The organism is Lacticaseibacillus absianus, assembly GCF_013407595.1.
GTDB lineage: Bacteria > Bacillota > Bacilli > Lactobacillales > Lactobacillaceae > Lacticaseibacillus > Lacticaseibacillus absianus.
Genome location: NZ_JABEKX010000006.1, coordinates 43,728 through 68,087, shown reverse-complemented (window position 1 = coordinate 68,087; position 24,360 = coordinate 43,728). Strand labels below are relative to the sequence as shown.

Here is a 24,360-nt window from a genome sequence, read left to right as displayed (position 1 = left end):
AGTGATGAGATTCGTATAAGGCGCGCGGGATTAGATTGAAAGGGGGCATCGCTTCAACTAGAATGAACGTATATGTCTTTTTTGATAGGAGCGAACGCATGGCGAAGCAGAATCTGGCGGCTCAGCCGCCGCGCAGTAACAAAGAATTGATGCTGCGCGGCTCGGCCTGGATGACCGCTGGCAGCATCCTTTCCCGCGTCTTGGGCGCGATCTACATCATCCCGTGGCGCATCTGGCTGGGGGCGGCCTACCTGACGGCCAACGCCTTGTTCACGAAGGGGTACCAGATCTACAGCATCTTCTTGATCATCTCGACTGCAGGGGTCCCGGGATCAATCTCTAAGCAGATTGCGCATTACAACGCGATGAACGAGTACAAGACGGGGTTTCGCTTGTTCTCCGCCGGGGTCGTGGCCATGTCGCTGATGGGCGTGGTCTCCTGCGGCCTCCTGTGGGTCCTGGCGCCAGCGCTGGCGCTGCATGACGCGGCACTGACGCAGGTCTTTCGCACGCTGGCTTGGCCGTTGCTGGTGATCCCGGTCTTGAGTATCATCCGCGGGTTCTTCCAAGGGTACAACGAGATGGCCCCAAGTGCGCTGAGCCAGTTCATCGAGCAGGTCGCCCGGATCATTTACATGCTGATCATGACCTATTCGATCATGAAGCTCGGCAACGGTGATTACGTCGACGCCGTGGCGCAGTCGACGTTCGCCGCCTTCATCGGCGCACTGTTCGGCCTCGGCCTTTTGATCGTGTATTTTTTCCGCCAAAAAGACCGGTTCGTTGCGTTGGCGGCCAACAGCGCCGATGACCTGCAGATCTCGACCAAGCGTATCCTATGGGAGATCGTCCAGCAGGCAGTCCCGTTCATCATCATGGGCGCGGCAATCAACCTCTACTACATCATCGACCAGTACACCTTCGATCCGATGATGCTGACGCACTACATCGCCTCCAAGAAGCTGCTCGGTGAGCTGTACGCCCTGTTCGCCGGGAACGCGAACAAGCTGATCATGATCGTGGTCAGTCTGGCAGTCGCGATGGCTTCGACGGCGCTACCGCTGCTAGCGGCAGCTAAGACACGCGCACAGGGGCGTGAGATCGCCGATACGATCACGAACATCTTGCAGCTGTTCTTCGTCGTGATGATCCCATGCGCCTTCGGGATGGCGGCGATCGCCCAGCCACTGTATGTCCTGTTCTACGGCTACGATAAGCTCGGGATCGATGTGTTGCAGCTTTCGGCCTTTTTGGCCGTTTTCTTGGGGCTCTTCACGGTCCTCGCCTCGATCCTGCAGGGGCTATTCCACAACCGGTTGGCGATCCGTACGATGCTAGTCGGGATGGCGGTCAAGCTGGCGTTGCAGTGGCCGTGTATCGTGTTCTTCCATGTCTACGGCCCGACACTCTCGACGATCGCCGGGATGACCGTGTCGATCGTGCTGATGCTCAATGACTTGCGCTTGCTGTATCACTTCAAAGTGCGCCAGACCGCCCGGCGGTTGGTCGGTATCGTCGGGTTCTCGGTCGTGATGGCCGTGGTCGTGCGCGCATTGATCTGGGTCCTATCGCGCTTCTTGAACCCCGCTAGCGGGATGCAGTCAGTGCTGATGCTCGTGTTGACCCTCCCAGTCGGGGTGGCGATCTACGGGTATGCAGTGCTCAAGACGCGGTTGGCCGACTTGATCGTGGGGGCACGCATCGGCGGGATCCGCCGACGCCTGCACATCGGGTGAGCGGATGCGAATAGACCGATTGCTCAGCCACCTGCAGTACGGGACGCGCAAGGAAGTGCGGCGTCTGATCAAAAAGCCGCGCGTCACCGTGAATGGCGCGCTGGTTCGTGACCCTGGCTTCGACGTCCCCGCCGACGCGGTGGTCGCCGTCGACGGACAGGTGCTGGATCAAGCGCTGGCGGTGTATTACCTGATGAACAAACCGACGGGGGTGATCACCGCGACGACGGATGATCACGATCGGACCGTCCTGGACCTGATCGCGGCGGCAGATCGACGCCCGGGCCTGTATCCGGTGGGCCGGCTAGACAAAGACACAACGGGACTTCTGTTGCTGACGAATGACGGCACGCTGGGCCACAACCTGCTGGCACCGGGCAAGCACGTCGACAAGACCTATGCGGCGACGCTGCGGCTACCGCTGACGCCGGTGATGCAGGCCCAACTCGAAGCAGGCATCGCCTTCAAGGCGTTCACCAGCCAACCGGCCAAAGTGACGGTGGTCCCTGAGACCGGTGCGCAGCTGGTCCATCTGACGATCGGGGAGGGCAAGTACCACCAGGTCAAGCGTATGTTCAAGCGTGTTGGCAACGAGGTCACCGCTTTGCATCGCATCGCGATGGGCCCGCTACAGTTGCCGGCGACGCTCCCGGCCGGCCAGTACCGGCCGCTGACACCAGAAGAGCTGACGGCGATCAAGGCGCTGACCCGCTAAAAAAGACAGGGCCCGTTGCACTCGGGCGCCTGTCTTTACTTTGTCTCGTCACTGGGCGGGCTTGGCGGCCTGCGCCGCCATGTAGGTGGGCAGGCTGGCGATCACGCGGGTCGGAAGCGCGACATACTGAGTCTTCGCGAGTTGCTCGGCGATCGCGCTGTGGGCATATACCGCGGCACACACCGAGGCGTCGCGGTAGCCGAATTGGGCGATGAACGCCGCAAGGATGCCCGCAAGCGTGTCGCCGGAACCGCCGGTCGCTTGCGCGGGGGTCCCGAGGGGGTTCTCGTAGCTGGCGGTGGGACTGAAGATCCGGGTGCGGTGCCCCTTGACGATCACGGTGCCGGGCAGCTGGGCCGCGGCGGCCTGATCAGCTGCCGGCGTCTGCTCAGCGATCGCGACGCCGCTGAGCCGCTGCCACTCCATCTGGTGTGGTGTCCAGATCACGTTAGGGTGCGTGATGGTCAACTGGTGCGTGGCGATCAGCGTCAGCGCCGAGCCGTCCAAGATTAACGTCTGTGCCGGCGTTAGGTCGTGCAGTGCAGTCTTGAGGATCTGTAGCGCCTTTTCGTTCGTTCCCAGGCCGGGACCGATCACAACGACAGACGCTTCAGGGATGGTATGGCGCAGGCGTGGGCCATCGTAGGGGATAAGCATCGCTTCGGGCAGGCGCGCATGCAGCGCCGCCCCGTTCTTCAGATCGGTCGCGACGGTCACCAACCCGGCGCCGGCATAGACGGCGGCGCTCGCGGCCATGATCGCGGCGCCCCCGAGGTGCTCATCGCCCCCGATGATGAGCACGCGCCCATAATCGCCTTTGTGACTGTTCGCCGGGCGCGCCGTGACGACTTGCGCAACGATGGATTCGGAGAGCCTCTTCAATTCGATCACCTCGCAAGCATTATACCCCAGTGCCGAGATAAAAATGAATCTGTGATGAGAAAAAATTCAAAAATGGTGGATTAGGTCTTGGCAAACGCCAGCCTGATTGCTATAATAAATCCTGTTGTTGCCGCAATGGCGGAATTGGCAGACGCGCAGTGTTCAGGTCGCTGTATGGTTATCCATGTGCAGGTTCGACTCCTGTTTGCGGCATTAGCAATAACGGTGAGACGGCGAGTGATCGGCGTCTTTTTTGGTGCCTGAATATGTGGCCGTTCATTGCCTTGGCGATACCAGTTGCCGGTATGTGGGCTCTCGCGCCAAAGTATCTGTCATATTGGCGTATTCCTAGGGTCATGAGCTTGGGCGCACAGCCTGATTGGCGGCCAGCTTGGTTGCGGCCACGCATGACAGGTCAACCATTTTGCGTGATCCGCTTAAATCGCGCGTGTGGGTGCAGCGGCACCCGCCCTGGGCCGATCCGCTCAGCCAAGGCGAAGCGGCCCCAAAAAAATCCGAATAAAGGTTGGCAAACGGAGATGGCCTTGTTATAATCATCTATGTTGTTGCCGCAATGGCGGAATTGGCAGACGCGCAGTGTTCAGGTCGCTGTATGGTTATCCATGTGCAGGTTCGACTCCTGTTTGCGGCATAAGCAATAACAGTGAGACGTCGAGTGATCGGCGTCTTTTTTGTGCGGTCGTGAGGCATACACCAGCTTGGCCGGCCCGCAGCACGGCCACGTTGAATTCAAGGCCGGTCGGCAGGCCAACGCCCCTCATCCCATGGCTTGGCCCTGGGCTGCGGCTGAGCGCAATGGTTGCCAAGTGTCCCCACGCGCGGTACACTATAACCCAACTGGTGTTACCGATAAGCGTCACGGATTCCTTAGTCCTTACTAGGCTGAGAGGTCCGTGACGTTTTTTGGGGTAGAGGAGGGAGCCTGTGTTCAAACTCTTGATGCAACATACGCATGGCCCGGCACGCGGGTGCTTTTTCTTGGCGCCGCTTGTGATGCTGGGGGAGGTCTTCTGTGACTTGCAGCAGCCAACGCTGATGGCGCGGATCATCGACCGTGGGTTGACGCGCGGCGACATGGCGTTTGTCACCACTCAAGCGGGATGGATGGTCGCGTTCGCCTTGATCGGGTTGATCTGCGGGGCTGGGACAGGGGTGCTCGGCAGCTTCGCCTCGCTGCGGATGGGGGCCAACTTGCGCGAACACCTGCTGGCCGTTGCGCTGACCAGCCGCCGCGCTGACGGGTTGGCGCCGGCGACCTTGATCACACGGTTGACCAACGATGTGACGCAGATGCAGAACCTGGTGATGATGATCACGCGCGGGATGGTCCGCTCACCGATGCTGATGATCGGGGGGATCGTGATGTCCGTGATCGTCTGCCCGGCCCTGGCGCCGATCCTGTTCGTGGCTTTGCCGATCCTGATCGGCTTCATGGCGTTGACGGTCTGGCGTAGCCTGCCGAAGTATCAGGCCATGCAGACGGCGGTGGACGGGATGAACCGCGTGATGCGTGAGAACCTGCAAGGGGCCAAGACGATCAAGTCATATGTGCTGGCGCCGCGGCAGCTGGCGCAGTTCACCGCGAGCAATACTGAACTGACCGACCGCGCGCTTGCAGCGAGCCTCGCGACGGTGATGCTCGCGCCCGTGATCCAGCTGGTCTTGAACCTCGGGGTGGTGGTCGCGCTGGCTTACGGCGGACGCCTGGCGATCGGCGGGACGCTGTCAGACGGGCAGATCATTGCGTTCGTCAATTACATGATCCAGATCACGACTGCGATGATCGGGACCGTCAACATCATTACGGCATTCTCGCGCGCCGTGACATCGGCAGGACGCGTGACGGCGGTGCTCGAGCAGGCGACCGCCGCGCCTGCGTCGATTACCGCGCTGAAGCCGCAAGACAGCGCCGTGACGTTCGCACACGTGACCTTCGGCTACGCCGCGAGCGCACCGATCCTGAACGATGTCAGCTTTACCGTTCCTGCGGGGCGGTGGTTGGGGATCATTGGCACGACAGGCAGTGGCAAAACGACGCTGATCGACTTGTTGACTCGGGCGTTCGATGATTATCAAGGGCAGATCACGATCGGCGGCCAAGACATTCAGCGGTTGTCGTTGACGACGGTCCACAGCCAGGTCTTGGTGGCGCTTCAAGATGCGCGACTGTTCTCGGGTACGGTGCGCAGCAATTTGGCGTACGGGCGCCAGACGGCTGATGACGCCGCGCTGGCGGCAGGGGCATTCGTCGCCAACGCGGATGAGTTCTTGGACACGCTGCCGGCCGGTTACGATGCACCAGTGGCCCAGATGGGCAAAAACTTTTCGGGTGGACAGCGTCAGCGCCTGAATATCGCCCGTGCGGTGATCCCCGACAGTCCGATCTTGGTCATGGATGACGCGACGAGTGCGGTCGATCAGGCGACCAATGCGCGGATCCTGACGCGCCTGCGACAGGCACGCCGGGGCAAGACGACGATCATCATTTCGCAGCGCGTGGCGAACTTACGCCATGCTGACGAGATCATTGTGATGGAAGCGGGGCGGATCACCGCCCGAGGGACGCACGAGGCGTTGATCGCGCAGTCGCCGTTTTATGCCCGGCTCGTTGCAACGCAGTTAGGGGGTGGCCGCGCATGATGATGATGAACCGCCGCGGGCCACGGCGACTCCACCAGGCGCCCGTTCAGCTCAATAATGTCCGGGGGACGCTGCGCCGGCTCGTTGGCTACCTGGCGCCCGCCAGGTGGCGTCTGTTCGGCGTCTTTGGGCTCACGCTATTCACGACGGCCACGACGATCATCGGTAATCGGGTGAACGGACTGGCGATCGATCGCTACATTCGTAGTCCCCACTTGCAGGCGCTCTGGCGCGTCTGTGCAATGCTGGCCGTGATGTACATCGTTGCGAGTGTCTGCACTTATGCCCAAAGCGCGGTGATCATTCGGGTCGCTCAGCGCGTCTCGGCGCAGATCCGCGCCGCGGTGTTTGCGAACCTGCAACGCTTGCCGATGCGTTTTTTCGACCAGCATGACAACGGGGATGTGATGAGTCGGCTGACCAATGATGTCGACAACATCAATACAGCGCTGATGCAGACATTCGTGCAGCTGTTCACCGGTGTGATCGCTGTGATCGGGATGGGTGGGGCGATGCTGTTTCTGTCACCGCTACTGACGCTGATCGCGCTGACCGCCACCGGTCTGACTTACGGCTTCACTCGGGTCGTGGCCAAAGTGACGCAGCGGGCGTTCATGGTCCAGCAGGACGCGTTAGGCCAGCTGAACACGCAGATCGAGGAGAGCCTCTCCGGTCGCCGGGTGATCCAGCTATTCGATCATGTTTCAGCGACCCGGCAGCAGTTTGCTCAGACCAATGAGCGGTACACACGCGCGGCGTTTCGGGCGCAGGCCTTCAGCAGTGCAATGGGGCCGTTCAACAACATGACCAATAACCTCGCCTACCTGCTGATCACCGTGACGGGTGCCCTGGCGATCCTGAACGGGAGTCAGAAGATCACCGTGGGCGTGATCTTCACCTTCTTGATCTACCTGCGTAACTTCACCGGACCGATCAATAACGTGCTGGACTTGATCAACACGCTGCAGTTATCGCTAGCTTCAGCAGAGCGCGTGTTTGCCTTGATCGATGAGCCACCGGAACAGGACCTGCCTGGGGCCGTGGTACCTGCGACGACGCGCGGGGATGTCCGCTTCGAGCATGTTGACTTCGCCTACGAGGCCACCCGCCAGATCTTGCACGACATCACGCTGCACGCGGCACCGGGGACCGTGGTCGCGTTGGTCGGGCCGACCGGTGCTGGGAAGACGACGATCATGAACCTGCTGACGAATCTATACCCGCTTCAACGCGGCCGAGTCCTGCTGGACGGGGTCGACGTCACGACGATCCAACGCACGACCCTGCGGCGGTTGATCACGGTGGTCCAGCAAGAGCCGTACATGTTTCAGCAGACGATCCGAGAGAACATTCGCATGGGGCGGCCAGCTGCCAGTGATGCGGCCGTCGAGGCGGCCGCGCGGCAGGCCAACGCACATGGGTTCATCACCCAGCTGCCCCAGGGGTACGAGACGCTTTTGACCGAGAATGCCAGTGACCTTTCGCAGGGCCAGCGGCAGTTGCTCAACATTGCCCGGGCGTTCATCACTGATGCGCCTGTGTTGGTCCTCGACGAAGCCACCGCGGCCATCGACAGCAACACAGAAGCAGCGGTCCAGCATGCGATGACCGCGTTGATGCGCGGCAAGACCAGCTTCGTCATCGCGCATCGTTTATCGACTATTCGGCATGCGACGCAGATCGTCGTGATCGCGGGCGGGCACATCGTGGAGCGCGGGACCCATGAGCAGCTGCTGGCGCAACGCGGGGCATATGCCGCGTTATATAATAGTCAATTTGACGAGGAATCTGACGCGCACGACTTGTGATTCTCTGGTACACTTGGGGTATAAGATCACACCCGAGGAGGACTTGGACGATGAAAAAAGTGGTGCTTATCCTGGCGGTTGCGACCGCGCTCGGCTTGGCCGGTTGCGCGAAGCAAGAGCGCCCGACGCAGCAGCAGACGGTCCAGCAGACTGGCACGGTGACGCTGAAACAAAACGTGAAGGTCTCGCTCAAAAAAGCCTGGACCACCTTTACCGATGCCCACGCTGGGGCGGCGGTGACCGGCATCGACTTGACCAAACTCGGCAAGGGGTACCAATACAAAGTCGAAGGCGTCGATGATGATAAGGAATACGAGCTGTTGCTGGACGCCAAGACGGGTAAGGTCCGCCACCAGAGCGAAGAAGCGCTGGACGCCGAAGACGCCAAGGGCGTGAAGAAGGCAGCTGATGGGATCACGCGCAGCGGGCTGATCACGCTGACCGAAGTGACCGATCTGGCCGAAAAGCAGGTCGGCAACGGCGACGCCTATGCCTGGTCGCTGGAGGAAGACTCCGGCAGCACGGTCTGGCAGGTCAAGGTCAAAAACGGCAAGAAGACGATCGAGGTCACCATCGACGCGTACGGCGGTGAGATCTTGAAGTCCGAAGAGGATGATTAGCGGAATACAACGAAGGGGGGAGACGACGTCTCCCCCCTTCGTTGTATTTAGTCGTGGTGGATCGTGCGGGTGAAGTGGCGATCGTTCAGGTTGTGATCTTGAATGGTCGAGCGCACGTAGCGACGCAGGGCCGGGACCTGCCAAACGACGCGGTAGCCGAGGCTAGCACGCATCTTGGCGAGCTCGGTGGCAGTCGGGGAGTCTGCACCGGCGAAGAAGCGCCAGTTCAACTCGCCGACGAACTCGGCGCCGGCCTTGAGTTCTTTGTCTGAGACCCCGGGGCGGTCGTAGAGGTTCTCGACGGCCAGCCGCTCGCCGTTACCGATGAACAGGGACTTGAGGTAGCGCTGATAGTGGACGAGGTCGGGGTTCTGCCGTTCCTTGGCGGTCAGGACCGGCGTCAGGTCGCTTTCGGCCATCGTGTACGTCAGCTTGTCTGGTGTGACCGTGACCCGTCCGTAGCTACCAGGCGAGACGGCGAAGCTGCCAGAGACGATCTCGGTGGTCTCGCACTGGCCATCTGGGTCGTTGGCGATGTCTTGCGCGTGGATGTGACCGGAGAATAGCACTGGGACGTGGTAGCGGTCGAGTAGCGGCTTGAGTACGTCTGCATTGTTCAGCACATAGCCGTTGTGGACGACTCGGTTGTGCGCGTAGAGGTTATGGTGCATGAACACGAGGCTGGTCCGCCCCGCCTTTTGCCCAGCGGCCAGTTGCCGTTGGACCCACGCCAAGGTGGTCTCGCTGAGTTCACCACCGGTGTTGGGATTGGTGGCGCCCGGCTGGATCGGGTAGATGTTGCTGTCAAGCATGATCAGCTGGTAATCACCGTTCAGCGCGACGGTGTAGCTGAGTGAATCGCTGTCTTCGCTCAGGGCGTGTGCGTAGCCGTCGTTAAAGAGCCGGCGCCAGTCGCTCGGGGCGATCTGCGCGACCTTGAGCTGGTCTGGGCCCTTGTAGGCCCGGGCCCACCCATCATAGATATCGTGATTGCCGGGGATCACGAGCAGGCGGATGCCCGCGGCTTGCAACGGGGCCAGGCGCTTCGCGATGCTTTGGGCTGAGGCGAGGGCCCCGTTGAAGGTCACGTCGCCAGTGATGATCACCGCGGCGGGCTTAGCGGCTAGCGCATCGTGAACGAAGGCGCGCAAGGCGACGGGTTGGTAGTCAAGGTCCTTGCCGGCGGTACTCTGTTCAATGCCCTTGAAGGCCTGCTTGCCATCGTGCAGGCTTGGCGCGATGAAGTGGGTGTCGGAGAGCACCCAGAAGCTGGTGGTCGTGCGTGGCGTCAGCTCCTGGGCCTGAGCCGGGTGGTGGGGGGCGCTCAGCGTGAGCACACCGGCTAGGGCAACGAGTGCGAGCAGCGCGGTGAGAATGGCGATCAGATGTTTCATATGAAGACCTCGTCAGTGGGATTATCCACAAGATGTTGTGGATTGTGTGGATAGATTGCAAGGCGGCCACTAGATTTAGTGGTGATCGGGGCGTCGGCCAGCCGTGTGCCTCCTTGCATTATACGCCAGTCACGCAGCGCCGGCTGAACTGTTTTCTACTATAGAGGGGATTGCCCTGAACGCCAAAATCTGATAACATTGTTGCCAATACGCCTAGAGGAGGAACTAACACCTTTGCTTACTGTGAATAACGTGTCGATGGTCTTCACCGACCGCAAGCTTTACGACGAAGTCAACCTGAAGTTTACGCCGGGGAACTGCTATGGGATCATCGGCGCGAACGGTGCTGGGAAGTCGACCTTCCTGAAGATCTTGGAAGGTAAGCTCGCGCCGACGACCGGGACCGTGCAGATGGACCCACACGAGCGCATGAGTAGCCTGAAGCAGGATCACTTCGCGTTCGACGACCAGACCGTCATGAACACGGTGCTGCAGGGCTACACGCGCCTGTACGATGTGATGATGGAGAAAGACGCGCTGTACGCCGACCCGGACTTCGATGAGGCCAAGGGGATGCGGGCCGCAGAACTCGAAGGGGAGTTCGCCGAGATGGACGGCTGGAACGCCGAGAGCGACGCGAGCCAGCTGCTCCAGTCTCTAGGCATTCCGGAAGACGAGCATCAGAAGTTGATGGGTGAGCTGCCTGAAGGGGAGAAGGTCAAGGTACTCTTGGCGCAGGCGCTGTTCGGCAAGCCGGATGTTCTGCTGCTGGATGAGCCGACCAACGGGCTCGACCCGCAGACGATCGCGTGGCTGGAAGACTTCCTCGCAGACTACGAGAACACTGTACTGGTCGTCAGCCATGACCGACACTTTTTGAACGCGGTCTGCACGATGATGTGCGACGTTGACTTCGGCAAGATCCAGCTGTTCGTTGGGAACTATGATTTTTGGCTGGAGTCCTCCAAGCTGGCTCAGGAGCTGCGCGGTCAGCAGAACGCGAAGAAGGAAGAACAGATCAAGCAGCTGCAAGATTTCATCGCCCGGTTCTCCGCCAACGCGTCCAAGTCCAAGCAGGCGACCAGCCGTAAGAAGCAACTCGAGAAGATCACGTTGGACGACATCAAGCCGTCCTCGCGTAAGTACCCGTACATCAAGTTCACGCCGGAGCGTGAGATCGGCAACGACTTGCTGCGGGTCGAGAACGTCTCCAAGACCATCGATGGGGTAAAGGTGCTCGATAACGTCTCATTCATCTTGCGGCCCGGTGATAAGACGGCGATCATCTCCCGCTCGGACGTGACGGCCAGCCTCCTGATGCAGATCATTGCTGGGGCGGTGGCGCCTGATAGTGGGAGCGTGACCTGGGGCGTGACGACGAGTCAGTCTTACATGCCACGTGACCTGACGCCGGAGTTTGCGGATGCGCGCCTCGACATTCTGGAGTGGCTGCGCCAGTTCGCCAGCAAGGAAGAGAGCGACAACACCTTCCTGCGCGGGTTCCTTGGCCAGATGCTGTTCCGCGGCGATGAGGTGTTGAAGAAGGTCAACGTGCTGTCTGGGGGCGAAAAAGTGCGCTCCTACCTCGCCAAGATGATGCTCAGCAAGGCCAACGTTCTGTTGCTCGATGATCCGACCAACCACTTGGACCTTGAAAGCATCACTGCTTTGAACGATGCGCTGATCGACTTCAAGGGTTCCATGGTCTTCACCAGCCATGACCACCAGTTCATCCAGACGATCGCCAACCACATCGTTGAGGTGGGGCCGAAGGGGGTCGTCGAGCGTGCGGACACCACCTACGATGAATTCATGAGTCACGAAGTTGCCCAGGCGCAAGTCGCCGACATCTACTGACCAGACAGATATTGACTCCCCAAAGTGGTACACTATCCTAGCAGGAGGGTGGCAATTCGGGGGAGTACCACCCGCCACGCATCACCACGACGAAGAGACAGTCAGCATACGCTGGCTGCCTCTTTGCGTTTGGTGCGGCCCCGTGGTGGCCACTGATCGAGTCACTGGGACCAGCGCGGGTGTTGGGTTATGACCTGTCGCATTCCGGCGTCGTCTGTTCACAAGGCGTCATGTCACGCCCAGAGACTCGTTGCAGCTTCCCCTACAGCAGGGCCAGCAGGTCTGTTGGGCGTTGAAGTGGGTAGGCGACAGGTTCGTCAAGGTGTGGGGTGGTCCACGTGCACAGGGCGAACGGGACGCCAGCGGCTTGTGCGGCCAGGGCGTCGGTCCGGGTGTCACCGACATAGACGGTCCGGTGCGGGTCGCTGCCCAAGCGTGTCATCGCCAACTCGATCGGGTCACCGAAGGGCTTGTTGCGCGGGGCGTCGTGGGCGACCACCGCGGTGTCGACAGCGGTGGCAAAGCCGAAGCGGGTGACGTCTAGCGCGTATTGATCCGCGTTCTTGGAGGTCACGATCCCCAGCTTGGCACCGCCTGCCCGCAGATTTGCCAGCGTGTCTTGCATCCCGGGGAACCAGTCGACGGTGGCGGCAAAGGCCAACGAGTCCTCGGTCCACTCGCGGATCGCCGCGTCGACCGCGTCTTCGGTGAAGCCCAGGCGGGTCATGGTGTCGCTGGACGGAATGCCATTCGAGAACCTCAGTTGGTCCTGCGTGTAGTCTTGGCCGTGCCGGCGCATCGTGCGCTGCAGCCCGGCGAGGTACATCGTGACCGAGTCGATCAGGGTCCCGTCGATATCGAAGATAAATGTGTTCATCAGTCTGCCTCCCGTATTTGTCTCTATTGTACTCGACTGACGACGATCAGCCAAAGGCATGTGCGCCTGCCAGGACGGCGCGTTGACAGAACGATGAACGTGTGTTTGGATAAAGCTAAGATGAATTGGAGGCGGACACATGCGGGTATTGCATACGGCCGATTGGCACATCGGCAAAAAACTGGCAGGGTACGACCTGCAGGAAGATCAAGCAGCGGTGTTCGAGCAGCTGGTGGCAGTGGCCAAGCGCGAGTCAGTCGATGCGATCATCATCGCCGGGGACCTGTACGACCGGGCACTGGCCAACGAGGACGCAGTGGCAATGGTCAACGCACAGCTGACGCGCTTGAACCGCGAGCTCGGCTATCCGCTCTTGGTGATCGCCGGGAACCACGATTCGGCCGTGCGGCTAAGCACCGGGCGCGCGTGGTACGGCGCGACGCAACTCTACCTGAATTGTCAACTGGCAGAGGCATTCACCCCGGTGGTGCTTGGCGACACGCAGTTTTTTTTGCTGCCGTACTTTGAGCCAGTGGCGGCGCGTCAGTATTTCGATGATGACAGCCTGACCAACATCAATCTGGCGATGCACCGGGTCAGCGCCGCGATGCAGGCGCAGTTCGATCCGGCCAAGAAGCATGTGCTGGTCGCCCATTTCTTCGCCGCGGACAGTCAACGCTCGGCGTCGGAGACTCAGGTCAACGTCGGGGGGCTCGACGCGGTGGCGGTGGCCGACTTGCGCGCCTTTGACTACGTCGCACTGGGGCACCTGCACAATCGTCACGCGCTTCGGGATGCCACGATCCAGTACGCAGGGTCGCTACTGAAGTTCTCGACGTCGGAGGTCGCGCAGGAGAAGGGCGTGTACATCCTTGACACCGAGACGATGACGCGGAAATTCGTTGCGCTGCCACCGCGCCATGAGGTGCAGCACTTGACGGCGAGCTTTGCGGCGCTGACGGACCCGGCGCAGTATGCGGCGTATGACCGTGACGCGTACACGGCGATCACACTGACGGATCTGGCGGTGATCCCCAACGTGATGGCAGCGCTGCGTCAGGTTTTTCCGCGGGTGATCAGCCTCGACCGCGAGTCACACGTCACCTTGGACACCGCGGCGGACCAGGTCGACACGCACCTCGCCCCGATGCCGATGCTGGCGGATTTTTACGCGCAAGTGACCGGCCGGACGCTGAGCGAGACGCAGCAGGCATGGGCGGCAGCGGCCCTGAGCCAAGTGAAGGAGGCGGAGTAATGCAGCTAGAACGCTTAGTGATGCGTAACTTCGGGCCGTACCGCGATGCGGTCGTCGACTTCAGCGAGTTCGCGCACACGCCGCTGTTTCTGATCAGCGGCAAGACGGGGAGCGGGAAGACAACGATCTTCGATGCGCTGGTCTTTGCACTGTACGGTACCACCACCGGCGACGACCGCAGTGGCCGTGAGATGCGCGCGACGTTCGCAGCGCCCGATGCGCCGACTCGAGTCACACTGACGTTCAGCCACGGGGGCAAGCAGTACACGATCTGGCGGGAGCCCGATCAGTTGTTGGCCAAAAAGCGTGGGGCTGGTTTGACCAATGCCCCGATGCGTCTAAGCCTGACGGAACGCCAGGCCGGCGTGGAGCTGCATGAATGGACGAAGGTCCGCGATGTTGCACCGCGTATCGAGACGCTACTGCACCTCGATGCGGATCAGTTCCGCCAGATGATCCTGTTGCCACAAGGGAAGTTTCGCCAGTTCCTAGACGCTAAGAGCGACGACAAGGAGGCGCTTTTGCGCCATTTGTTTGGTACCGGGCTGTTTGAGGCCTGGCAGCAGCGATTGCGTCAGGCCGCGCGCGCGAAGTCCGCGTTCGTTCAGGAGCAGACAGCGCGCTTGGCGGCGCTAGCCAGTCAGTTCGCCTTTGGGGCGACCGCCCCGGCGGCTGGCGCCCCGCTACCCGATCAACTCAAGGTGATGCATGCACGGCTCGACGAGCTGGCCGAGGCGGTGGCGACGAGCACGACGGCCCAGGCCCAGGCGCAGCAACACTTCGACGCTGCCGTGACGGCTGAAGCGGCTGGCTTGGCCCTGCAGGCGGCGTATGCTGACCGGCGGGCGGCTGAGGCCGAGCTGGCGGCGATGGATGAGGCGGCGCCGGCCCTAACTCAGGCCCGCGAGACGTTGGACCAACTGACGTGGGTGGCTGCGCATCAGGCCCAGGCGACCCAACTGGCCAGTGCGCAAGCGGCCCTGGACCAGCGGGCAGCGCGCTTGACCGCACTCGCGCAGGCGCGCCCAGTCGCCGAACAGGCGCTGGCTGCGGCGCAGCAGACGCGACAGGAACTGGCGGCGCAGGCGGACGAGATCGCGGCGACGCAGCGGCGCGCAGACGCCCTAGAAGCGTTGCGCCCGCAGCTAGAGGCACTGGTCACCCAGCGCGCGGCCGTCGACCGGGCGCGCGCCGTACAGACGCGCGCCCAAGCAGCAGTCGACCAGCAAGCCGTGGCCACGGCCGCGTTGGCTGATCAGCAGGCCACAACGGCTGCGGCACTGGCAGCAGTCCCTGATCACCAGGCGGCGCTGACTGAGGCGCGAACTGAGCAGGCCGCCACGCTGCCGCGCGTTGAGCAGTGGCAGCAACGCCAGGCTGAGCAGGCGCACCTTGCACAGGCACACACTGAGGCGACTCAAGTCGTTGCATCCGCCACGAAGGCAGCAGAAGCGGCTCAGCAGGCGTATGCGCGACTGCACGATGCCCAGCTGACCCAGCAGATCGCGCGCTTGGCCGCCCAGCTGACCCCGGGTCAGCCGTGTCCGGTGTGCGGTAGCCGAGCGCATCCGCATCCCGTGGTGGCCCTGCAAGCGGACGATACCGTGACCGATGCGCAGGTCGAGACCGCTGATGCGGCGCGGCAGGCGGCGCAGGTCGACTTGGCGACTGCTGAGGCCCAGGCCGTGCGCCTACACCAGCAGCGCCAAGAGGCTGCCGCCGGCGCGGCAGCCCTAGCGCAACAGTTAACGGGCGCGGCAGACGGCGATGTGCCGGCTGTCGCTGCGCAACTGCAAGCGACGGTGACCACGCTGACGACTCAGGTCAACACCGAGGTGGCCCAGCGTGAGGCACTGACACGGACCGCGGCCGACCTGACGACGCAGCAGCAGACTCAAGCGACCCAACAGGAAGCGGCGACTGCGGCGGCAACGCAGGCCGCAGTCGCGCTGGCGCAAGCCCGCGGGGCCCTGACGGCGGCCGAAGCGGCTGTACCGGCCGACGCACCGGCCTTGGCCGACCTAGAGGCGACGCTGGCGACATTGACCGCGACGCTGGCGGCCCATGTGGCTGCACAGGCGGCCAACCAGGAGGCACTGGCTACGGCGCAGGCGGAGCTGACTCGTGTGACGACGACGCAAGCGGAGTTGAGGCAACAGCAGGCGGACGCGCTGGCGGCCAATGCGCAGGCCCAACAGGCATTCGAGGCGGCCCTGACGACACGGTTCGGGGCGGATGCACGCGCACAGTTCGACGCGTTGCGCGCCCGTCTGACTGAGCGCGCGGCGCTGCAGGCCCAAGTCGAGGCGGCCCAGACGGCGCGGACGCGTCAGACCGCGCTGTTGACGCACGCGACCGCCCAGATCGGTACGCAGCCGGAGCCGGACGTCGCGGCACTGGCGACGGCTAAGTCTGCGGCAGCTGCGACGCTGGCTGCGGCGCAGGCCCAGCAGGCTGCTGCGACCCAGCTAGCTGAGACCAACCGGCAGCTCGTCGCGACGATCGAGGCCGACTACGCGCAGAACCAGCAGGCGATGGACGAGGCTGCGGCGATGGCAGACCTATTCGAAGTGGTCAACGGGAATAATGACGCGAAGCTGTCACTTGAGCGTTACGTGCTACGGGCCTACCTGCAGCGTGTGCTGACGGTCGCCAACACACGGCTCCAGACGCTGAGCGCAGGGCGGTACATTTTTACCTTACATCAGGATCCGGGCAGTCATCGCAACGACTCTGGCCTTGAGATCGACATCTACGACGATCAGATCGGTGCGGCGCGTTCCGTGCACACGCTATCCGGTGGGGAAAGCTTCATCGCGGCACTGGCCTTGGCTTTGGCACTCGGTGAGGTGATCCAGCAGGAAAGCGGCGGTGTCTCGATCGATGCGCTGTTCGTCGATGAGGGCTTCGGCTCGCTCGATTCGACCAGTCTTGCCACTGCGATGGACGCGCTGGAGAGCCTGGAGGGCCAAAGCCGCATGATCGGGATCATCAGCCACGTCACCGAACTGCGGGAGAGCATTCCCGACCAGCTTCAGGTGATCCCCACCGGGACCGGCGAGAGTCACCTGCGCACACGCCACGGGCTGGGCCGATGACCCTTACCATTCACGCCGGAAAGTGGTATAACAGAGGTGTCGCGAGAGTAGTCATTGCCCTCAACTCTAATTCAGTGAAGAAGAGGCGAGAATCATGGCAGGAAAACTCAGTAAGCAAGAACGCAAGGCGCTGATCCAAGAAGTGGAAAAGAAGCGCGCTGAGCACCCAGTTAAGAAGACTGAGTCAGGGTTTGCCACAATCGACAAGGACGCCGAGAAGCTCGAAAGTGAGCGCTGATCGGAGCTTTGGTTGTCTGTTCTGGCAGAATTCCGCCAGTTGTATTGCAGAAGCGAGATATAGCATTCTGATGAAAAATCCTACTAGGCCAGATAATGGTTGTGGTAGGATTTTTTTGCAATAAAAATGGTATGCGTTTGCTATAATATGTGCGACAATAGTCTCGATAATTGTAAATAAAAAGTATCGCTAGTTGATGAATAAATTAGTCGTTCGAAGGTAGAGGTATCAGCGCATCTGGAAAATATGCGCTTGTGATTGATGAACATGGTGAAATTCAGAAACTAGGCGTTGGAGGATAGCGTAATGGTGAACAAAAAGGGTAGGTTGTTGCTTGCGGTGTTGGCGATGGCCTTTGTACTCCTGGTAGCTGGGTGTAGCAGTGACAAAAACAAACCGTTATCCATGCCCACAGACTCCTCAGAGATGGAAGGGAGTAACTACAGGACGGTTGTTGCCCAGCTTAAGGACGCTGGATTTAAGAACGTCAAAACAATAAAGAATCCCGATCTTATCGCCGGGTTACTTCACAAGGATGGCGATGTAGAGACAATCTCGATTAACGGAGAGACTGATCTAGAAAAGGGTGATAGGTTTTCTAAGGACGCAAAGGTCAAGGTGACCTATCACACATTTAGCAAGAAAAGCGAGTCAAGTAGTGGGCGCAGTTCTTCAACCAAAAAAACTCCATCAACGTCTTCGAGTGATAACTCGTCCTCAAGCTCAGCGATGTCTACAGCTAAAACAAGTAGTTCATCCACTGCAAAGCTGGCGTACGCGCTGACTTCAAGACGTGAGAAAAACGAAATTTTCTTGACTGGTAGCAATACACTCATTGGGCATGACGGAGAGGTTGTTGTGGTTGAAATTGCCACCGACGATTCCGGAATTAAGCCGGGCACTTACTCGGTGAAGTGGATGCCGGGCCTTCTACATGGCTCTGATCCGGACTATGCATATGGATTTGTCAGCATCAATGGTGACACAGCAAATGGATATGGATTGAATGTAGACGAACCAGAAACGATAACCTTTAAAGCCGGAGATTCGGTTACTTTTAAATTTTTTGGCCAAGGCGATAGCGATCGGATTTTTTTGAATCAACAATAGTGAAGTACTGGTGGAACATCAAAACAAGGGCATCTTTGCGATAGAGTCCCAGGAAATAAGCTATATGACCGCTAAGTGAGAAATGACAACCTCGTTATACCCCGCTTTTTGGCCAACCCCACTCGATTGGCCAATCGCGGTTTACACGCGTCGGGTTGCGTGGTATGGTCAAATAGCGGTGTCAAAAGCACTAGTCAGACGCGGGCGTGACTCGTTCGTCGCCTGACTGGTATGCCACCCGGCGAAGGCCGGACCTGACATGATCGGACACCAGCGCCAACGCCGCTGGTCGTTGGGTACAGGTATGCTTGGGTGAGGTCCCTGTCGCCTCCGAATAGATGGGAATAAGCCACGATCACGCCACGACTGGGGAGCCGCGGCGTTTTTGCATCCCACGCGAAGCGCGGCGGCTTGCTGGCCCACGTCGGCGGTGGTGTCGGCGCGGGCGAATCGGTATAATGGAAGAATTGGAGGGATGACGATTGAATTGGTCACAAGATAAGATCCGTGCGTTTCGTAAAGCCCTACTGGACTGGTACGATGCGGAGAAGCGCGATTTGCCGTGGCGGCGCGACCAGGACCCGTACCACATCTTGATCAGCGAGACGATGCTGCAGCAGACGCAGGTGGCGACCGTGATCCCGTACTACGAGCGCTTCCTCACGTTGTTTCCGACGGTGGCAGCGCTGGCGGCGGCCCCGGAGTCGGCGGTGCTCAAAGCGTGGGAGGGGCTCGGCTACTATTCGCGTGCCCGGAATCTGCAGCGCGCGGCCAAGCAGCTTGTCGCGGATCACGGCGGTCAGTGGCCGCAGACCGCGGCCGCACTGCGTGAGCTCAGCGGGATCGGCCCGTACACCGCGGGGGCGATCGCAAGTATCGCCTTCGGCCAGGTGGAGCCAGCGATCGACGGGAACGCTTTTCGCGTCTTCGCCCGACTGTTCTGCATTCCGGACGACATCGCCCAGCCTAAGACCCGCGCAGTGTTTGATCGGGTGATCCGGCAGGTGATCGACCCGGCGCGCCCTGGGGATTTTAACCAGGCAATCATGGACCTAGGCGCTAGTTATATGCGCGCGAAGGACCCCGACCCCGCGCATTCGCCGGTCGCGGCCTTCGATGAGAGCCTGCGCACTGGGCGGGTGCTGGACTTCCCCGTCAAGACCAAGAAGCCGCGTCCGCGTCCGGTCCCGTACCTTGCGCTGGCGGTGCACAGTCCGGCGGGGTATCTCTTTGTGCAGCGACCGAGCACCGGGATGCTGGCGACCCTGTGGATGTTTCCGCTATTCGAGTGCCCGCCGGACATCCCGATGCTTGACCACCAGTTACAGGCGGCGGCCGCGCAGTTCGAGGCCAGCAGCGGGGTGGCGTTGCACCTGGCGGACGGTGGGTTCAAGCCTGTCCGCCACACGTTCACCCACCAACAGTGGCAGATGACGATCGTGACTGCGGAGACTGAGGCGTTTGCGCTCGATTACCTACCTGGTCGCTGGGTCCCGGCGACTGAGGTGGACACGCTGGCGCTACCGACGGTCCAAAAAAAGTTGCTGGCGGCGATGGGATTGGGGGAAGCGTAGATGAAGACGCTGGTGGTCGTGAGTCACCCAACGCTGGAAACATCGCAGACACAAGCGTTCCTCCAGGCCAGTGCCGCGGGGTTGCCTAACGTGACCTGGCACCCCGTGACGTCGGTGGTGACCGAAGAAGCGGCACTGTTGCGGGCTGCTGATCGCATTGTGTTGCAGTTCCCCCTGTACTGGTACCAAGCACCGGCCAGCCTGAAGCAGTGGCTGGACACGGTGTGGACGGACGAGCTGACCCCAGCACTGGCGGGCAAAAGTCTGGGGCTGGTGGTCAGCTTCGGTCAACCGGAGGCCGCTTACCAGGCTGGCGGTCGAGAAGGGATCAGCCTGAGCACGCTGCTCAGCCCATACGCGGCGTTGGCCCGCAAGGTCAGGCTGCACCTGCTCCCGACGCTGACAGTCCCTCAGTTTGCCTATCAGACGGAGGGCTGGCGCCAGCGACTGCTCGTCCGGTATCAGCAGTACCTGCAGCTGGCGGACCCGCAGCGTTTCGCCGCTCAGGCCGAGTGGTGGCAGGCGCGCTTGGCGGCCTATCCGGAAGCGGCGCTTCTGGCCGAGACTCTCGCGGTACGCCAGGAACAGTGGCAGTCGCTTCAAGATGAGCTACATGAGATGAAAGGGGGTCACCGTGATGGCAACGACTGAGTGGTTGCTCGAACAGGCGGCGGCCCTTGAACAAGCCGCAACAGACTACGCTGAGCGGGCCATGTGGGCCAGCCTACAGGACCATATCCGCCAGCAGGCGCGGCGTATCGAGCAGGCGGAAGGGGAGCTTGACGGCCGGGCGTGGGACCACCAGCAGTGGTAGGCCCTGCGACGGATGCCACGCGGGCACATCTATGGTATCTTGAAGCCATAGAAAGGCGGAATGTTCGATGCAACGATTCTTAACGAAACTTCATCAGATCGCGTGGTTGCGGGCCCTTGCGCTTGGCGCAGCCGGCGTGTGGTTCCTGATCGCGCCGTACAGCGTGTATTCGGTCGTCAAGTACGTCCTGATGGTCGCACTGCTCGCCATGGCGGTGCCGGCGCTCTTGCAGGCCTGGCAAGACCGCGGCACCCAACCTAATTTGGCGCTCTGGCGTGGGGTGGGGTTGGTTATCGCAGCGGCCCTCGTGGGCGCACTGTTGCGTGGGGCGATGAGCCTGCTACCTGTCTTGTTCGGGTTCTTACTACTGGTCTACGGGATCAACCGGATCCGAACCGCTCGCGGTGATCGCCAATACATCAACGTCTCGCCACTTCCAGCGATCCTCTACGGTGGGCTAGTCGCCGCCGCGGGCCTGTTCCTACTCTTCAATCCGTTCCGCACGGTGTTAGTGATGCTCCAAGTCGTTGGGGCGCTCCTGATCGTGATGGGTGTTTCGGAGGCGCTTGGCGCCTGGCGTGACCGCACCCAGGCGTGACGCGAGACCATCAAAAAAAGGCCCGGCTTCCTGACGCTCGGTGCGCCGTGAAGCGGGGTCTTTGTTGTGGTTATAAGTCGTGCGGTTGGACCAATGCGTTCGCCCAGTGATTGATCGGGCCGAACTTGTGGCCGACGGCGATCTCGTTAGCGATCGCTGTATCGACGAAGCGCTTGGCAATGCGGATCGCGTCTTCGATCTCGGTGCCCTTACCCAGCTCGGCGGTGATCACTGCGCTCAGGGAATCGCCGGTCCCGTTCTTACGCTCGGTCGGGTAATACGGGCCGGTGAGCCAGAAGGCTTTGCCGCTGGCCAGCAGTACGTAATCGCGAACTTCAGTCTGGGTATCGCTGTCGTGGCGGCCTTTGAGCACCACGTTCTTGGCGCCCATCGCCTGGATCGCATGTGCCGCTTCGATGATCTTGGCGTCGGAATCCAGCGTCATGCCAGTCAGGTGCTCTGCCTCGTAGAAGTTGGGGGTGATGACTGTCGCCAATGGGATCAGCGTTTTTTTGAGCGTCTCGAAGGCATCGGCCTCCATCAGCAGGTTACCATGCTTGGTGGAGATCACCGGGTCCAGCACAAGTGGGCCGAAGTCGACGCGCTGCAGGTTGGCCGCCACGTTGTCGATCATCTCGGCATTGGCGAGCATCCCGGTCTTGCAGGCGCGGATCTGTAAGTCGTCGGCTAGGGCGTCGAATTGATGGTCAATGAACGTCAACGGGAGTAGCGCCGCATCGTGAATGCCGTACGAGTTACCGGCCACGGCAGCCGTTAGGATCAGTGTGCCGTAAGTGCCGCGCATGAAGAAACTGTGCAGGTCGGCTTGCGCGCCTGCACTACCGTCGCTATCAACGCCGGCGATGGTCAAAACTTGGGGAAATTCATTGGCCATGGTGTCTTGTCCTCCTCTAGGATGAGTTACGCAAATCATACCGCATTTCGATGAAAATACAATCATCTGTCCCTAAAAAAGTGGGGTGTTCAACATGAGCAACCGGGCGAACGTTCGGGTCTCAGTCGGGAGAAAAAAAGATGGGGCCAGTGGCCGCCATCTTCAGGGTCTCGATCAGTTGAACGCGCGGCGCATCGGCAAGATCGCCTTGAGCCAGTCACCGAGGAACGGATAGGTGTGGTTGAGCTCGAGGACTTGGGTCGTCGGCTCTGGGTAGTGCAGGGTGATCGTGTCGGCGCTTGGATCGATCGCGATAGCCAGGGTCTTTTGGTTCTGCAGGTCAAGCGAGTAATGGCCTAGCGTTTCGCTTTGGCGCATCAAGATCGCGTTGCTGGAGGCGATGACGAACAGTTCGTCCAGGGCCGGGGAGTTCTCGCCGGTACGGACCTGCGCTTCGAGCTTCAAGGTGTGCCCGACTAGTTCAGGGGGGATCGTGGCCGAGGTCCACGTGAAGGTGCGATCAGCAGTATCGGCTGTGCCCAGCTCGGTCCAGTCGTCACCGTTGTTATCGCGCACGCGGTAGCTGAGTACGACGCCCGCGGTCAACGGCAGGGTGAGTGCGAGGTCACCGGCCTCACGTGCGGTCTCGGCGACGGTGCGCACCTGGGTGTTGTCGTAACGGGTCTTGAAGGTCAACCCGTCGACTGGCTGAAGGACCGTTTCGTCGATCCGCTTGAAGCCGAGGTCGGCGGTGTACAGCACTTTGATCATTGCGCTCAGGGCTTGGACTTCCGCATCGGTGTAATCTAGTACCGGTTCCGCAGCGGTCACCTGTAGCAGTGTGGGCAGGTTCTTGGCCACCAGCTTGGCGTCTGGACCAAGCGGTGCCTCGATCGCCAGCAGATCTTGGTTATGATCGGCGCTGGCCAGGTGGAAGGTGAGGGTGCTGTGATCCACGTCCGCCACAGTGAGGTCGACCCACAGGCGCTCGGCAAACGCCGGGTCGATGTGCTGATCGGCCTTGAGGGCCTGGAGCAGTTTGTCGCCCAGCAAGGCGGTGAAGCTCCGGGTGACGGTCATCATCGCCGGGAGGTTGGCTTCCCACAGCGGATCGTTGCGCAGCGTCGCCAGGGCGCTCGCATAGGCGGCACTGATCTGCGTGCGCGCCTCTTGGGCGGTCAGTTCACCGGTGGCCAGGGCTTGGATCTTTGCGTCGTTGTAATTAAGCATTAGCTTTGGCCTCCTTTGCTTCTTGGGCCTTCATGAAGTCGGCCTGCAGGTTTGCCAGCACGTTTTGAAACTGCTCGACGGAGCTGTACGTGGCGGTCACGGCTTGGTACTCGTAGCGCGTGATCGCTGCAGCGACTTCGAGCTGGCGCTTGTTGGCGTCGAACTCGGCATCGGCGGTTTCTTTGGCGGCATCGAAGCGCGCCTTGAGCTTGGTGGCAGTCGGCTGCGGCGCACTGCGGCGGACCGGCTTGGCCGTCTGCTCGTCATCTGGGTCGATGAAGCTCTTCAACATCCCGCGGAACCCGCCGGCACTGCCGCTGTTAGCGCGCGCGGGTTCATCTGTTGCGTCCACGCTGGCCGCTTCGATCTGATTGTGCAGGTCGTCGACCGCGGCGTAGGTCTGCTTGCGCATCGCCTCGATCTGGTTGGCCAAGAAGTTATCTGGATCCTGCGCAAACGCCTGCAATTGTGGCAAGATCGCGGCCTGCGCGTCCGTGTTCTGGGTGATCACCCGAGCAAAAACGTCGATGTGCCCGAATTGGCGGCGGTGGTACCAGTCCCCGAAGAAGACGTCACCGGCGTCGCTGACCTTGAAAAAGGGGATGTGTTCGCGTAAGAACGCGATCAGGTCTTTTTGCAAGTGATCGTGCAGCTCGCGCTGGGCGTCCTTGTCATAGGCGAGGATGTAGCCTGGCGTCTCGGACAGCGCGAGGCGCAGGTTCGTCGCGGTCGCATCGATCCCCTTGTACAGGCGGAACGTTGAGCGGTCCTGCCACGCTTGTGCGAAGGCGTCGAAGAATTGTTTTTGGTAGTTCAGACTAGTCTGGATGGTCATGGCGTCTACCTCCTAGTAGCGTACAATGAATACTTTCAGTTTACCGCAACGAAAAGGGTTCCGAAACCGTCAGGCCGGCAATCGCGGCAAAATATTAAGCACTGCTGACGGAGAATGAGAATTTGCCCATTAATGATGCAAAAAAACCGGGGACCGGTAGAAT

The 24,360-nt window shown here is 60.9% G+C and carries 20 protein-coding genes and 2 tRNA genes; 16 read left to right on the top strand and 6 right to left on the bottom strand.

What is annotated here, in order from left to right; genetic code table 11:
• The first annotated feature begins 98 nt into the window (after positions 1-98).
• Both HII33_RS13210 and HII33_RS13205 read left to right on the top strand, forming a co-directional pair.
• Positions 99-1,736 carry a putative polysaccharide biosynthesis protein gene (locus HII33_RS13210; protein WP_179396285.1) on the top strand — a complete coding sequence of 546 codons (1,638 nt, stop codon included), beginning with the start codon at positions 99-101 and terminating at the stop codon, positions 1,734-1,736.
• 4 nt (positions 1,737-1,740) lie between these two features.
• Entirely contained in the window at positions 1,741-2,451 is a 711-nt protein-coding gene (locus tag HII33_RS13205) for a pseudouridine synthase (protein WP_179396284.1), read from the top strand.
• A gap of 48 nt (positions 2,452-2,499) precedes the next feature.
• Here the strand turns inward: HII33_RS13205 and HII33_RS13200 are convergent, their stop codons facing one another.
• Positions 2,500-3,333, bottom strand: a complete 834-nt coding sequence (locus HII33_RS13200; protein ID WP_179396297.1) for an NAD(P)H-hydrate dehydratase — start codon at positions 3,331-3,333, stop codon at positions 2,500-2,502.
• Between the two features lie 129 nt (positions 3,334-3,462).
• Between HII33_RS13200 and HII33_RS13195 the strand changes: the two genes are divergently transcribed.
• From HII33_RS13195 to HII33_RS13175, 5 genes are all read left to right on the top strand, one after another.
• Positions 3,463-3,546, top strand: a tRNA-Leu gene (locus HII33_RS13195).
• 355 nt (positions 3,547-3,901) lie between these two features.
• Positions 3,902-3,985 (top strand) — tRNA-Leu (locus HII33_RS13190).
• A gap of 293 nt (positions 3,986-4,278) precedes the next feature.
• A complete protein-coding gene (locus tag HII33_RS13185) occupies positions 4,279-5,994 on the top strand; it encodes an ABC transporter transmembrane domain-containing protein (protein ID WP_179396283.1) in 1,716 nt (571 codons plus the stop codon).
• Positions 5,991-7,802 carry an ABC transporter ATP-binding protein gene (locus tag HII33_RS13180; protein WP_179396282.1) on the top strand — a complete coding sequence of 604 codons (1,812 nt, stop codon included), beginning with the start codon at positions 5,991-5,993 and terminating at the stop codon, positions 7,800-7,802. The genes HII33_RS13185 and HII33_RS13180 overlap by 4 nt, the downstream gene beginning before the upstream one ends.
• Positions 7,803-7,852: 50 nt before the next feature.
• On the top strand, positions 7,853-8,422 hold the full coding sequence (locus HII33_RS13175) for a PepSY domain-containing protein (protein ID WP_179396281.1): 570 nt from the start codon (positions 7,853-7,855) through the stop codon (positions 8,420-8,422).
• 47 nt (positions 8,423-8,469) lie between these two features.
• Here HII33_RS13175 and HII33_RS13170 read toward each other — a convergent pair whose 3' ends face one another.
• Positions 8,470-9,816: a metallophosphoesterase gene (locus HII33_RS13170; protein WP_179396280.1), complete on the bottom strand. Its 1,347-nt coding sequence runs from the start codon at positions 9,814-9,816 to the stop codon at positions 8,470-8,472.
• Between the two features lie 234 nt (positions 9,817-10,050).
• On the opposite strand from HII33_RS13170, the gene HII33_RS13165 reads away from it, so the two are divergent.
• Complete coding sequence (locus HII33_RS13165) at positions 10,051-11,673, top strand: ABC-F family ATP-binding cassette domain-containing protein (protein WP_218841987.1); 1,623 nt, start codon at positions 10,051-10,053, stop codon at positions 11,671-11,673.
• 262 nt (positions 11,674-11,935) lie between these two features.
• Here HII33_RS13165 and HII33_RS13160 read toward each other — a convergent pair whose 3' ends face one another.
• Positions 11,936-12,550, bottom strand: a complete 615-nt coding sequence (locus HII33_RS13160; protein WP_246287475.1) for an HAD family hydrolase — start codon at positions 12,548-12,550, stop codon at positions 11,936-11,938.
• Positions 12,551-12,689: 139 nt separating this feature from the next.
• On the opposite strand from HII33_RS13160, the gene HII33_RS13155 reads away from it, so the two are divergent.
• From HII33_RS13155 to HII33_RS13120, 8 genes are all read left to right on the top strand, one after another.
• Positions 12,690-13,805: an exonuclease SbcCD subunit D gene (locus tag HII33_RS13155; RefSeq protein ID WP_179396278.1), complete on the top strand. Its 1,116-nt coding sequence runs from the start codon at positions 12,690-12,692 to the stop codon at positions 13,803-13,805.
• On the top strand, positions 13,805-16,903 hold the full coding sequence (locus HII33_RS13150) for an AAA family ATPase (RefSeq protein ID WP_179396277.1): 3,099 nt from the start codon (positions 13,805-13,807) through the stop codon (positions 16,901-16,903). The genes HII33_RS13155 and HII33_RS13150 overlap by 1 nt, the downstream gene beginning before the upstream one ends.
• Positions 16,904-16,997: 94 nt before the next feature.
• Complete coding sequence (locus HII33_RS13145) at positions 16,998-17,141, top strand: hypothetical protein (RefSeq protein WP_179396276.1); 144 nt, start codon at positions 16,998-17,000, stop codon at positions 17,139-17,141.
• 306 nt (positions 17,142-17,447) lie between these two features.
• On the top strand, positions 17,448-18,251 hold the full coding sequence (locus HII33_RS13140; protein ID WP_179396275.1) for a hypothetical protein: 804 nt from the start codon (positions 17,448-17,450) through the stop codon (positions 18,249-18,251).
• A 482-nt stretch (positions 18,252-18,733) separates the two neighbouring features.
• Positions 18,734-19,825: an A/G-specific adenine glycosylase gene (gene mutY / locus HII33_RS13135; RefSeq protein WP_179396274.1), complete on the top strand. Its 1,092-nt coding sequence runs from the start codon at positions 18,734-18,736 to the stop codon at positions 19,823-19,825.
• Positions 19,826-20,476: an NAD(P)H-dependent oxidoreductase gene (locus HII33_RS13130; protein ID WP_179396273.1), complete on the top strand. Its 651-nt coding sequence runs from the start codon at positions 19,826-19,828 to the stop codon at positions 20,474-20,476.
• Positions 20,463-20,639 carry a hypothetical protein gene (locus tag HII33_RS13125; RefSeq protein WP_179396272.1) on the top strand — a complete coding sequence of 59 codons (177 nt, stop codon included), beginning with the start codon at positions 20,463-20,465 and terminating at the stop codon, positions 20,637-20,639. The genes HII33_RS13130 and HII33_RS13125 overlap by 14 nt, the downstream gene beginning before the upstream one ends.
• Before the next feature lie 67 nt (positions 20,640-20,706).
• Positions 20,707-21,237, top strand: a complete 531-nt coding sequence (locus HII33_RS13120; RefSeq protein ID WP_179396271.1) for a DUF308 domain-containing protein — start codon at positions 20,707-20,709, stop codon at positions 21,235-21,237.
• 70 nt (positions 21,238-21,307) lie between these two features.
• On the opposite strand, the gene thiD is transcribed toward HII33_RS13120, so the two are convergent.
• From thiD to HII33_RS13105, 3 genes are all read right to left on the bottom strand, one after another.
• Positions 21,308-22,132 (bottom strand): bifunctional hydroxymethylpyrimidine kinase/phosphomethylpyrimidine kinase, encoded by an 825-nt coding sequence (gene thiD, locus HII33_RS13115; protein ID WP_179396270.1) that lies wholly within the window; start codon positions 22,130-22,132, stop codon positions 21,308-21,310.
• A 174-nt stretch (positions 22,133-22,306) separates the two neighbouring features.
• Complete coding sequence (locus HII33_RS13110) at positions 22,307-23,362, bottom strand: hypothetical protein (RefSeq protein ID WP_179396269.1); 1,056 nt, start codon at positions 23,360-23,362, stop codon at positions 22,307-22,309.
• Positions 23,355-24,197: an SbcC family exonuclease gene (locus HII33_RS13105; RefSeq protein ID WP_179396268.1), complete on the bottom strand. Its 843-nt coding sequence runs from the start codon at positions 24,195-24,197 to the stop codon at positions 23,355-23,357. Before HII33_RS13105 ends, HII33_RS13110 begins: the two co-directional genes overlap by 8 nt.
• Between the last annotated feature and the right edge of the window lie 163 nt (positions 24,198-24,360).